General features: G+C 43.4%; 10 protein-coding genes and 1 pseudogene. 9 read left to right on the top strand and 2 right to left on the bottom strand.

All coding sequences use genetic code 11. The features are described 5' to 3' along the window. The first annotated feature begins 44 nt into the window (after nt 1-44). The 5 genes from BN8908_RS03025 to BN8908_RS03045 all read left to right on the top strand — a co-directional run bounded on the left by BN8908_RS03025 (nt 45) and on the right by BN8908_RS03045 (nt 3,956). Nucleotides 45-923 (top strand): tetratricopeptide repeat protein, encoded by an 879-nt coding sequence (locus BN8908_RS03025; RefSeq protein WP_021987325.1) that lies wholly within the window; start codon nt 45-47, stop codon nt 921-923. 75 nt (nt 924-998) lie between these two features. Continuing rightward, nucleotides 999-1,565, top strand: a complete 567-nt coding sequence (xpt, locus tag BN8908_RS03030; RefSeq protein ID WP_021987324.1) for a xanthine phosphoribosyltransferase — start codon at nt 999-1,001, stop codon at nt 1,563-1,565. A gap of 228 nt (nt 1,566-1,793) precedes the next feature. After that, nucleotides 1,794-2,699, top strand: a complete 906-nt coding sequence (locus BN8908_RS03035; protein WP_021987323.1) for a DnaJ C-terminal domain-containing protein — start codon at nt 1,794-1,796, stop codon at nt 2,697-2,699. 270 nt (nt 2,700-2,969) lie between these two features. Next, nucleotides 2,970-3,287: a chaperone modulator CbpM gene (locus BN8908_RS03040; protein WP_068688991.1), complete on the top strand. Its 318-nt coding sequence runs from the start codon at nt 2,970-2,972 to the stop codon at nt 3,285-3,287. Between the two features lie 114 nt (nt 3,288-3,401). Further along, entirely contained in the window at nt 3,402-3,956 is a 555-nt protein-coding gene (locus BN8908_RS03045) for a DJ-1 family glyoxalase III (protein ID WP_021987320.1), read from the top strand. Between the two features lie 55 nt (nt 3,957-4,011). On the opposite strand, the gene ahpF is transcribed toward BN8908_RS03045, so the two are convergent. Then, nucleotides 4,012-5,559: an alkyl hydroperoxide reductase subunit F gene (gene ahpF, locus BN8908_RS03050; RefSeq protein WP_068688993.1), complete on the bottom strand. Its 1,548-nt coding sequence runs from the start codon at nt 5,557-5,559 to the stop codon at nt 4,012-4,014. Nucleotides 5,560-5,613: 54 nt separating this feature from the next. After that, entirely contained in the window at nt 5,614-6,180 is a 567-nt protein-coding gene (ahpC, locus tag BN8908_RS03055; RefSeq protein WP_021987318.1) for an alkyl hydroperoxide reductase subunit C, read from the bottom strand. A gap of 413 nt (nt 6,181-6,593) precedes the next feature. On the opposite strand from ahpC, the gene BN8908_RS03060 reads away from it, so the two are divergent. From BN8908_RS03060 to BN8908_RS03075, 4 genes and pseudogenes are all read left to right on the top strand, one after another. Then, nucleotides 6,594-8,804: a heavy metal translocating P-type ATPase gene (locus BN8908_RS03060; RefSeq protein WP_068688995.1), complete on the top strand. Its 2,211-nt coding sequence runs from the start codon at nt 6,594-6,596 to the stop codon at nt 8,802-8,804. Nucleotides 8,805-8,896: 92 nt separating this feature from the next. Next, on the top strand, nt 8,897-9,088 hold the full coding sequence (locus tag BN8908_RS03065) for a hypothetical protein (RefSeq protein ID WP_021987316.1): 192 nt from the start codon (nt 8,897-8,899) through the stop codon (nt 9,086-9,088). 241 nt (nt 9,089-9,329) lie between these two features. Further along, nucleotides 9,330-10,643: pseudogene (locus BN8908_RS03070) on the top strand (Gfo/Idh/MocA family protein); the annotation flags it as partial. Between the two features lie 181 nt (nt 10,644-10,824). Continuing rightward, on the top strand, nt 10,825-13,164 hold the full coding sequence (locus tag BN8908_RS03075; protein ID WP_068688997.1) for an ABC transporter permease: 2,340 nt from the start codon (nt 10,825-10,827) through the stop codon (nt 13,162-13,164). Nucleotides 13,165-13,223: the final 59 nt, after the last annotated feature.

Consider the following 13,223-nt stretch of genomic DNA (forward strand, 5'->3'; position numbering starts at 1 on the left):
TAGCGAAGTCAGAAATAAAAGAATTAATCTCAGATCGGAAATTTATGAAAAGATATTGGATAGGGTGCTTTTTTCTTTTTTTAGGTCCGGGGCTTTTTGCACAGGATTTAATCGACAGGATGGCTGAAGCGGCTTGTAAATGTTTGGATTCACTGGCTTTGTCTTCCGGAGATTCGATAAATTATAAAGTTTGTTTGGCGCAGGGAATGGCGGTGACGATGGAAAAGGCGGGTGAGGAGGATAGAGTGAAGATGAATCGGGTAGAAAACATCAGAAAAACAATTGAGCAATTACAAAACCGTTTGGTGCAAAATTGCCCTTTGTTTAAGTCTTTGATATTGCAGGAAAGGACGGACCGGTTTTATGCTCCTTCTTCGGTTAAAGAAGCAAATGTACACTTCAATCAGGGGGTGGTTTATTCGATGGAAAAAGATTATGCCAAAGCAATTACCGAGTATCGTCAGGCGTTGAAAGCGGATGATAAATTTGTGAAAGCCTGGGATAATCTGGCGGTAGTTTACCGGAAATCAGAGAAATACCGGAAAGCCTTGGCGTGTTACGACAATTCTTTGAAACTTTTTCCGGAAGGTCGCGTCGCTTTACTCAATAAAGGCATTCTTTTGGAAGCGATGAAGGAATATGAACCGGCATTGAAATCCTATCAGCTTTATATACATCTGTATCCGGAAAATCCGGAGGGATACTGTGGTGCGGCGAGGGTGTATTATGCGCAACAGGATTATGAACATATTCTCGACTACCTGTTGCCGGCTCATCGTTTGTATGTTGAAAGTAATTCACAGTTTCAGGGAGAGACGGGACGTATGATCGACGGGGTTTATAGTGGGATGAAAGCGAAGGGGCAAGAAGAACTTTTCAAGGCGAAGTTTGAAGAGTACAATTTTGTTTTCGGGGAGGAATAAAGGACTGAATATTTACGGGCAGGAAGGCGGTGTTTTTGCTGCCGGCCGGATAAAATACGTTGAAATATTTAAAATATGGAATTACTGAAAAAAAGAATACTCCAGGACGGGAAATGTTTTCCGGGAGGGATATTGAAGGTCGATAGTTTTATCAATCACCAGATGGATCCGATTCTAATGAAATCGGTAGCCGTCGAGTTTGTCAGGCGTTTTGCCGGAACGGATTTCAATAAGGTAATGACAATAGAGGCCAGCGGGATTGCTCCGGCAATTATGGTGGGCTATTTGCTGGAATTACCGGTGGTGTTTGCCAAGAAGAAACAGCCGAAGACTATGGAACATATACTTTCGACTGTCGTTCGTTCGTTTACAAAGGACCGGGAGTATACGGTATGTATCAGCCGTGATTTTCTGAAACCGGGAGACCGGGTGCTCTTTATCGATGATTTTCTGGCAAACGGCAATGCGGCGTGTGGGTGCATCGACTTGATCCGCCAGGCCGGAGCAGAATTGGCGGGTATGGGTTTTATCATAGAGAAGGCTTTTCAGGATGGAGGCAATGTGTTGAGAGAACGGGGGATTAGAATAGAATCGTTGGCCATCATTGAAAGTCTGGACGATTGTCAGATTGTGATTCGCTGACAAAGTGACGGAAGAGGAGGGGAACGATTACATTCTGTCATGTGAGCGTTTGGTTGCTTGCCGGGGTGTATCGCCGAAAAATGCAGGGAATTCCGAATTTTGTAAATTTTAATCTGATTTTTGAAAATCTTTTTGTGGGTTTGGCCGTAAAATTGATGTATTGTTGGGGATTAGAAGGCCGGTAATAAGGTGCCGGTTTTTTGATATTGGATTTTTATAATGTGAAATATGGCATATATAGATTATTACAAAATTCTCGGAGTTGATAAGAGTGCTTCCCAGGATGATATTAAAAAGGCTTTTAAAAAATTAGCCCGGAAGCATCATCCTGATTTGAATCCGAATGATGCGGATGCCAAGCGGCGTTTTCAGGAGATAAATGAAGCCAATGAGGTATTGAGTGATCCGGAAAAACGGAAGAAGTATGATCAGTACGGTGAGCATTGGCAACATGCCGATCAGTTTGAGGCACAGCAACAGCAGCAGCGGCAATACGGTGGGGCCGGAGGAGGAGGGTATTGGTCGTCGGCCGGGGGATTTTCCGGGGATGACGGAGAATTTTCAGATTTCTTTGAATCGTTATTCGGTTCACGGGGAGGGCGTCGTGGCGGAAGAAGTGCCGGATTCCGGGGACAGGATTACAATGCGCAATTGCAGTTATCGTTGCGGGATGCGGCTCAAACCCATAAACAGATATTGACGGTCAATGATAAAAAGATCCGGATTACGATTCCTGCCGGAGTGGAGGACGGACAGACGATTAAATTGGGAGGGCAGGGAGCTCCCGGTATAAACGGAGGACCTGCAGGCGATTTGTATATTACCTTCGTCATACCGGAAGATCCTGTATTTAAGCGTTTGGGCAACGATTTATATGTAGATGTGCCGCTGAATTTGTATACTGCCGTGTTGGGCGGAGAACAGGTGATCGATACGTTGAACGGTAAGGTGAAACTGAAAGTGAAACCCGAGACCCAGAACGGAACAAAGGTACGTTTGAAAGGAAAAGGTTTTCCGGTATACAAGAAAGAGGGGCAGTTTGGGGATTTGATCGTTACATGGTCGGTAGAAGTGCCGACGCATCTGACGGAGAAACAAAAAGAACTGTTTCAGGAATTGCAGCGTATGAGTTAAAGGAAGAGACGGGAAAATTACACATTGGGACGGACTTATTGTGTAATTTTTGATTTACGATTGAGTAGAGAATTGCAGTGTTTATAGGAGTTTTAGATTTCAAATTGGAGAATGGGCTTGATAGGGAATTGGATGTAGGATTGATTGATTGATTGATTTTGAGATTTATAGGATAGGGTATTAGGAATTTTAGGTTGAAATGCAGTATAAAGGGGTTGTAAAACGAGGATAGAGTAACCGACGAAAATAAATTAATAAAACGACCGTATTATGGAAACGGATTTAATTATTGTCAATGAGTATTGCCGGCAGAATCATATAGACCATTCATTTATCGTGTTGTTGTACAATGAGGGACTGATCGATATCCGCAAAGAAAAGAATACGGAATATCTGTTGGTTTCCCAATTACAGGATTTGGAACGGTATACCCGTATGTATTATGATTTATCAATTAATATTGAGGGTATAGATGCTATCCGGCATATATTGGACCGTATGGAAAGTATGCAGGTGGAAATCAGAAGACTGAAAAATCGTTTGAACAGGTTTGAACGGGAAAACGGGATAACTGATTATGAGTTTTGACCCGATTGTTATAAATGAAATTTATAGATTCCGGTATGTTTGTTTTGCTGGAAAACGGATTGTCGGAATACTCGGAGAAATGTCGATTGTTGTATAATTTTTATATTTGAGCTTATGAAAAAATCGTTTTTATTTTTAGCAGACGGATTTGAGGAAGTTGAAGCTTTGGGTACTTTGGATGTATTGCGTCGTGGTGGGGTGGAAGTGTATACGGTGTCTGTCTACGACAGGAAAGAAGTGGAAGGGGCTCACGGAGTGGTTGTTTCGGCGGACAGACTTTTGAGAGAAGTAAATGAAGCGGATGCAGAATATATGATTTTTCCGGGAGGAATGCCCGGCGCCCAGCATTTGTCTGAATCGTCCGTATTGATGGAGATGCTGAACAGGCATTTTGAGAAAAAGAAGCCGATAGCTGCGATTTGTGCTGCTCCTGCATTGGTATTGGGAAAATTGCCGCTGGATAAGTCAATCCGAATGACTTGTTATCCGGGTTTTGAAAAGTTTCTCCCGGGAATAAATGTGCGGCAGGAAGGCGTTGTGACAGATGGAAATATAATTACAGGCCGGGGACCTGCTTATGCTTTTGCTTTCGGGTTGGCTTTGTTGGAGCACATTACCGGATCGCAGGAGACGGCCCGGGAAGTTGCCGAAGGAATGTTATTGGGTTAATATAAAAGTCGCGTGGAAACGCGACTTTTCATTTATTGTTGAGAACAAACAAATTTTATATTCCGCGAATGCGGTCTTCAAATGCGGAAAGTGCTGCTTTCGCTCCTTCTCCCATGGAAATGATGATTTGTTTGTACGGCACAGTCGATACATCTCCGGCAGCATATATTCCCGGAACATTGGTGCGGCAATGTTCGTCGATTATGATTTCGCCTACCCGGTTGGTTTCTACGATGCCCTTGAAAATTTCACTATTGGCGGCGAGTCCGATCTGGACAAAAACACCGTCTAATGCGATGATCCGTTCTTGTTCGGTTTTGCGGTCTTTTACGCGTATTCCCGTTATTTTCTCGCCGTTGCCGATTACTTCCATGGTTTGTGAACTCCGGAATATTTCGACATTCGGCAGACTTTTGGCTTTTTCCTGCAATACGTTATCTGCTTTTAGTTCGTCTAAAAATTCCAGAACGGTTACTTGAGAGCAGATACCGGCGAGGTCGATTGCAGCCTCGATTCCCGAGTTACCGCCTCCGACAACCGCAACATGGCGTCCTTTGTAAAAAGGACCGTCACAGTGGGGACAGAAGGCAACGCCTTTACCGATATGTTCGGTTTCACCGGGAACATTCAATTTTCTCCAGCTTGCACCGGTTGCGATGATTACAGCCGGTGCCCGGAATTTTTCATTGCCTTTGGTAGATATGATTTTTTGCTTATCCTCTATTTCTATCTTTTCGAGTTTCCGGTGTTCAAAAATATCGATCGGATATTGTTGCATATGGGTCAGTAAATCGTTTGCCAGTTTACTGCCTGTTGTTAGCGGGACAGAGATCAGGTTTTCAATACCTACGGTTTCTTTTACCTGTCCTCCGATACGTTCGGCAATAACGGCTACTTTCAGGCCTTTGCGGGCTGAATATATCGCGGCAGAAGAACCGGCAGGACCGCCGCCGATAACGATAACGTCATATTGATGCTCGGTCGGTTCGGAAAGGGTATCCGCGGTTCCGTAAAATTCTTCCAGTTTATTCAGTAATTCTCCGAGTTCTCCGCGTCCGACATGTATAAGCCGGTCGTTGACAAAGACGGAGGGAACGGCCTGTATTTTGAGTTCGTCTGCTTCTTCCCGGTGGAGAGCTCCGTCTATCATGACATGCTCGATTTGGGGATTGAAGATTGAAATGATATTCAAAGCTTGTACGACATCAGGGCAATTGGTACAGGTCAGAGATACGTAAGTTTTGATCTGTATGGGGCCCTTTAATGCCTGTATGCGTTTTTGCAGATTGCTGTCCGGTAGATTTTTGCCTTTCCCGTCACTGTTTAAAATGGCAAGCAGTAAAGACGTAAATTCATGTCCGTTGGGAATGCCTCTGAATTTTATGCCTGTATCGGTTCCGTTTTTCAATATATGGAATTCGAGATTTTTTCCGGTCGTTACATTGCATGTGATCTTTTCAGAGCAGTTTGCAACGTCTTCCAATAGCTCGAGCAGTTCCTGACGGCTTTCATGTTCGGGATCGACATGAATATCCAGGGTGTAATTGGCCTCCAGATCCGCAAATATGTTGTTTAGTTGGTCTTTTAATGCTGTATCTAACATAGTTTGTGTTGTTAAAAAAAGCCGGCTAAGGGGTGCCGGCTTTAGAAATGAATATTAAATTTTTCCGACTAAGTCGATACTCGGCTTTAACGTAGCGTCGCCTTTTTTCCATTTGGCCGGACAAACTTCTCCGGCATGGGTGGCTACAAATTGAGCGGCTTCTACTTTCCGCAGTAATTCATTAGCGTCCCGGCCGATGTTGTTGTCGTGGATTTCTGCAACTTTGATTTTACCTTCCGGATTTATCAGGAAAGTTCCCCGGTAAGCCATACCTTCTTCTTCGATCATAACTCCGAAAGCGCGGCTTAATGCTCCGGTCGGGTCTGCCAACATCGGGTAGTTGATTTTACGGATGCTTTCAGAAGCATCGTGCCAGGCTTTGTGAACAAAATGAGAATCGGTACTTACAGAGTAGATTTCAACTCCCATTGCTTGGAATTGTGCGTATTTTTCAGCCATATCCACAAGTTCGGTCGGACATACAAATGTAAAATCGGCCGGATAGAAGAAGAAAATAGCCCATTTGCCTTTAACATCTTCGTTTGTTACGGTTTTGAATTTACCATTGTGAAAAGCTTGAACACTGAATTCAGGTAGTTGAGAATTAATAATTGTTTCCATCATTATTTGTATTAAATTGTTATTGTTTTCTTTTTGCATTACAAAAATATATCAATTTTCTCAATATAAATAATATTTTTGATCGAATTAATTTATAAATATATCGAGAAAATATATTTTGTGTGGATAAACTGTTTGTAATCAGTTTGTTGGTGTGTAAACATAAGCTTTAAATTTTAAATTGAAAAATAAGATTAGGGTGAAAATTTTGCAAAGGGACGGACTCGTGGTGTAATTTTTGATTGATGTTTTCAAGTGATCGTAAATTCCGGGTTAAATAGATATGATGAATTGATAAGTCCGATAATTGACAATCTGAAATCTGCAATGATTTTCGGGCTCTTTTGCTTATTTTTGTATGAAACTAAATTTTCGGAGGGGGCGTACAGATAGGTGAGATAAAATAATGTATTATGGAAAAGAGAGAAACATTTTATGTGACAGGAATGAGTTGTGCCGGTTGTGCTATGAGTGTAGAACAGGTATTGTCTCAATCAAAGGGCGTGAAAGAAGCAAAAGTTAATTTTGCGGCTTCTATGGTTATGGTGGAATACGATGAATCGGTTGTTACTCCGACTGATTTGCAGGAGGCTGTACAGGCTGCCGGATACGATTTGATTTTGGAGGAGGAAACGGAAAGTGATATAGAGATTCGTCAACGGAAGGAATACCATAAGTTGAGACAGAATACGATAGGCGCGATTGTTTTTTCTTTACCGGTATTTATTATCGGTATGTTTTTTATGCATATGCCTTATGGCGATTGGATTATGTTGATATGTACCGTGCCGGTGATCCTGGTTTTCGGCCGGCATTTTTATATTAATGCCTGGCAACAATTGCGACACGGCCGCGCCAATATGGATACGTTGGTTGCGGTAAGCACGGGAATCGCTTTTTTATTCAGCTTGTTTACGACGATTTATCCTCAATATTGGACGTCCCGGGGGTTGGAGGCTCATGTGTATTATGAGGCTGCGGCTGTGATCATTGCTTTGATTTTATTGGGACGTTTGCTGGAGAGCCGGGCTAAGGCTGGAACGTCTGCGGCTATTCGTAAATTGATGGGGTTACAGCCTCAGACGGTCATCCGGGTAGCTGATGACGGCACTGAAACAGAGATTCCGCTTAAAGTAATTCAGGAAGGGGATGTATTGTCGGTACGGCCGGGAGAACGGATACCTGTAGACGGGACAATTAATACGGGTGTTTCTTTTGTCGATGAGAGCATGATCACCGGAGAACCGGTACCGGTAGAGAAGGTAACGGGAAGTAAAGTTTTTGCCGGTACGGTGAATCAGAAGGGAAGTTTCCGTTTTACGGCAGAGCGTGTCGGTAACGATACGGTTTTGGCCCATATTATAAAGATGGTGCAGGAGGCGCAGGGGAGTAAAGCTCCGGTACAGCGTTTGGTGGACCGGATTGCCGGCATATTCGTTCCGGTGATTATCGGTATTGCGATTATTACTTTTGTTGTGTGGATGTGGGTTGGCGGAGGGGAGGCTTTTACCCACGCTTTGCTTACTTCGATTACGGTATTGGTGATCGCTTGCCCTTGTGCTTTGGGATTGGCGACTCCGACGGCCATAATGGTCGGTATAGGAAAGGGAGCCGAAAATAATATTTTGATAAAAGATGCAGAAAGTCTGGAAGAATTGCATAAAGTCGGGGCTGTTGTGCTGGATAAGACCGGAACGATAACGGAAGGTAAACCGGAAGTTACCGGAATATATTGGAATGAAGGTATTTCTGCCGGGATTTATATGCCTGTTTTATTGGAACTGGAGAGCCAGTCGGAACATCCTTTGGCCGGAGCGGTGGTTACGTATCTGACGGAAATGGGTATTACTGCGGGGAGAGACGGTAGTTTTGAAAGTATTACGGGACAGGGAGTACGGGGACGTATTGCCGGGAAGGATTATTATATCGGAAACCGCCGTCTGCTGGAAGCGCAGAGTATTGTCGTGTCCGGAGAGTTGCAGGACTGGGTACAGGAATTGCAATTGGCCGGGAATACGGTCGTGCATTTCGCTGATGAGCATAAGGTATTGGCCGTGATCGGCATTGCCGACCGGATAAAACCGACTTCGGCCGAGGCGGTCAGCCGGCTGAAGAAAATGGGCGTGGAAGTTTATATGCTCACAGGGGATAATGCCGTAACGGCGAGGGCTGTTGCTGATCAGACCGGCATTGGAAAATATCAGGCCGAGGTGATGCCTTCGGATAAAGCTGAATTTGTAAAATCGTTGCAACGCCAGGGGATAAAGGTGGCTATGGTGGGTGACGGCATCAATGATTCGCAAGCCTTGGCGCAGTCCGATGTCAGTATGGCTATGGGACGGGGATCGGATATTGCTATTGATGTGGCGAAACTTACGCTTATAACTTCCGATTTGAATGTGATTCCCAAGGCTATTGCATTGTCACGGCAGACAACGCATGCCATTCGGCAGAATCTGTTTTGGGCTTTTATTTATAACCTTATCGGTATCCCCTTGGCGGCAGGAGTACTTTATCCTTGTTGCGGATTTTTGTTGAATCCGATGATTGCGGCTGCAGCTATGGCATTTAGCTCCGTATCTGTTGTTAGTAACAGTTTACGTATAAAAGCAAAAAAGATCTGAAAATAACTTCATTTATCGTTTTGTGAGGAAAGTTGGGTAACCTTCTTGCTTTCGTGTCGTTCCATGAATAAACGGTTAAATTAGTATAGGATATGAACGATAAAGAGCACAGACAATATGTACAGGCTGCCGACCGGCAGCCAAAAGAAGGACGAAGTCCGTCGATGAGGGCACAATTAGAAGAAGAGGAGGCCATGGGAAATGATGTTGAGAAATTGCATTCAGAGGGGGATGAACCTGATTTATGTCAGTATATTCAGGAAAAATCAGATCCGGCAGATTAATTTGCCGGATTTTTTTTACAAAAGAATCTTTATTAAAAAATTTACATAGGTGTGTTGTAAAATGATAAAAATAATATATCTTTACCGTCGCAAACGGTTGAAATTTGTGTGCCGAAATTTTTAATAATAACTCATAAATTTATTATCTATGTTGAAATCTTTAAGTTTTCTGGTAGTTGCCATTTTATTTATGTCGTGTTGCGATGCCTCTGCCAAAAAAGACAAAGCAGGTGTCGTGCAACCTATCGAGGTCGGACAACCGGAACGTCCTGCCGGACAGGAAGATGTTGTCGGATTGACTACACCGAAGCTGGATACGGTACGGGTCGGTTTTATCGGACTGGGAATGCGTGGTCCCGGGGCTGTTGAGCGTTTTACCCATATTCCCGGAACTAAGGTTGTGGCTCTTTGTGACATTCGTCCCGAATGTGTTGAAAGAAGTCAGAATATTCTGAAAAATGCAGGTTTACCGGAGGCTGCAGCTTATTCAGGCAGCGAAGATGCATGGAAACAGTTGTGTGAACGCGATGATATTGATTTGGTGTATATAGCAACGGATTGGGTACACCATGCTCAAATGGGAGTGTATGCCATGGAACACGGGAAACATGTTGCTATTGAGGTGCCTGCAGCTATGACTTTGGATGAAATCTGGTCGTTGATCAATACTTCTGAAAAGACCCGTAAACACTGTATGCAATTGGAAAATTGCGTGTACGACTTTTTCGAGTTGACGACATTGAATATGGCACAGCAAGGTCTTTTCGGGGATATACTTCATGTGGAAGGTGCCTATATCCATAATCTGGAAGATTTCTGGCCGTATTACTGGAACAACTGGCGTATGGATTACAACCGCAAACACCGGGGTGATGTATATGCTACTCATGGAATGGGCCCGGCTTGTCAGTTGTTGAATATTCACCGGGGCGACCGGATGAAGTATCTGGTATCTATGGATACGAAAGCTGTAAACGGCCCTGAATATATTAAGAAAACAACGGGTGAGGAAGTGAAAGATTTCCAGAATGGAGACCAGACGACTACAATTATCCGTACGGAAAACGGAAAGACAATGTTGATACAGCATAATGTCATGACTCCCCGTCCGTATAGCCGTATGTATCAATTGGTAGGAACCGACGGTTTTGCAAGTAAATATCCGATTGCAGAATATTGTTTGAGACCGGCACAGGTAGACGCTAATGATGTACCCAATCACGAGAATTTGAATGCTCACGGTGCTGTACCTGAAAATGTGAAAAAAGCGTTGATGGAAAAATATAAACACCCCATTCACCGGGAATTGGAAGAAACGGCTAAAAAAGTAGGCGGACACGGCGGTATGGATTTTATTATGGATTATCGTTTGGTGTATTGCTTACGTAACGGTTTACCTTTGGATATGGACGTATATGACTTGGCTGAATGGTGTTCTATGGCCGAGTTGACCCGGATTTCCATCGAAAATAACAGTGCTCCGGTTGCCGTACCTGATTTTACCCGTGGCGGATGGCAGAAGTTAGACGGTTATCACCATGCTTTTGCCGAATAATCTTTCGGAGAGGATATATTGATCTCTTGTAAAAAGAGTGTCAAGTTTTTATACATCGGATGTCTTTTTTTTAGACATCCGATGTTTTTGTTGTAATGGTATGTATTTGTTTTATAGTGCTTTATGTGGAATGGCATGTTTTTTGATTTCTTGTATGCGAAATAATTAAATTACTTGAAATATGAATTTTTTTGCGCGTTTATTCAGGACAGCCTTTCATAACAAAGGATTGACGGTAATTAATATTCTCGGATTAGGGACGGGATTGGCCGTGGCGTTATTTTTATTGGTGTATTTGCACTTTGAATACTCTTACGATAAACATTTCAAAGATGCGGACCGGATTTACCGGATATTGACAGTTTGGGACGAGGGTGGAAATGTGGTGAATTATCCGATTAATTTCGGTGTGTTGGCATCCACCTTGGTAAAAGAAGTGCCGGAGGTCGAAGTATCCAGTCGTTTGTATAAATGGGGGAATATGAATCTGAAATATGAGAATGGAGATAAAGCTTCGGTCAGGTCGTATATGGTGGATTCCTCGTTTTTACAGATTTTTGATTTTAATTTGCTATACGGAAATTTGGACGGGGCTTTGAACGAACCCAATACTTGCGTCATTACCCGGAGTATGGCCGACCGCTTTTTCGGTGTCGGGAGCAATCCTGTAGGAAAAAGCCTGATGTACGACGATTATAAGACAGCACTGGAAATAAAAGCCGTTGTGGCAGATATACCTTTAAATACCCATTTCCGTTTTGATTTACTGACTAAATTACCGGAATTCGGTTGGGGAGGCCTGGAATACTATACGTATGTGAAATTCCGGGAAGGGACGGATTATGCCGCAGCCATTGAGAAATGCAATGCAGTGAATAAGAATTTGCTGGAAACACGTTTTAATGGTTATGGTGACAGTAAATTCGGGAGTATTACCGAACCGTTGAACGGCATCCACATCGGAACACAATCGAGCTTTGATTTGACCCCTAAAACCAGTAAGGCGAATCTGATTTTTATTATTTTAGTGACGGTATTTATTTTGGCTATAGCCTTGTCCAATTTTATATCTTTGAATATTATTCAGGGAGAAAAAAGGGCAACGGAGATCAGTGTCCGGAAAACCAACGGAGCGGAGCGGTCGAATATTGTTAAAATGTTGTTCAGTGAGACGACTTTAGTGACTTTGCTGTCTTTTATCATAGCGATTGTGTTTTACTATGTATTTTCTACTCCTTTCGCCCGGTTGATTAATTTTAATTTACCTGCGGATGTGGGAATAACGGGAGTTATGTGGGGGTATTTTATTTTACTTTTTTTGCTTGTAACGGTGATTGCGGGGGGATATCCGGCTTATTACCTGTCCCGTTTCAGTCCGACGGAGTTGATCCGTAAAACGACGGTGAGGAAATATAAATTGACGGCAACTTCAGTTGTGGTGCAATTTTCTGTGGTGATTTTTTGTGTATCGGCTTTGTTTGTTGTTTGGCGGCAACTCGATTATGTAAAGAAAATGCCGTTGGGATTCGAAGCCGATAATGTTATGACGGTGCAATTGAATTGTACTTTCAAGCAGTATGAAGGACTTCGTGCGGATTTACTTCAGTTTCCCGATATTATTGATGTATCCGTATCCGGCGGCCATCCGCTGAACGGGTGTAGCGGGCAGGGATTGCGGCGTATGGATCAGGCGTCGACTGAAGAATTGACTATAGACGAACGACGCACTGGGCCCGGGTATTTACGCTTGTTTGGTATTCCGATCATCGAGGGACGCGATTTGAAGTATGAGGGAAGGATGGATTCAGCCGGTATTGTTTTGACCGAAACGACGGTAGCGGCACTGGACCTGAAAGATCCGATCGGAAAAAAAGTTTTATTTAACGATATGCCGATGACAGTGGTCGGAGTGGCTAAGGATATTCATTATGTATCTGCCCGGGAAAAGATCGGAAAATTGGTTTATACGGCATACAGAACCAGTGGTAGTACTTTGGGTATAAAATATGCTCCGGGTAAATATCAACAGGCGAAGACAGCTTTGTCGGAGATTATGAATAAACATTACCAAGGCGAACCGTATAGCCCTGTGCTGATGCGTGATATTGTCAACAATCAGTATTGGCAGGATGAGATTACCTCCCGTATATTGATCTGCGGTACGGTTTTGGCGATTTTACTGGCTTTGTTGGGTTTGGTGGCTTTGATGGGATTTGTCGCACAGCAGAAACGGAAGGAAATCAGCTTACGCCGGGTTATGGGTGCCCAGGTCAAGGAAATCGTATATGATCTGAACCGGTATATTATTCTGCGGATTTTGCCTGCCGTACCGATCGGATTGGCTTTGAGCTATTATATGATGAGTAATTGGTTGCAGAATTTTGCCTATACGATTCCTTTGAGCTGGTGGATTTTTGCCGGAGCCTTGGTGGTGACTCTGTTGATCGTGTTGATCACGATATTCTATCAAAGTATACATTCTGCAACAGCAAATCCGGTGAATGCCCTGAAAAGTGAATAATATTTGAATATTGGGGGGAAAGAAAGACCGGCACAGAGAAAACATTTCTCTGTGCCGGT

Origin of the sequence: Culturomica massiliensis (assembly GCF_900091655.1) — a bacterium.
Lineage (GTDB): Bacteria > Bacteroidota > Bacteroidia > Bacteroidales > Marinifilaceae > Culturomica > Culturomica massiliensis.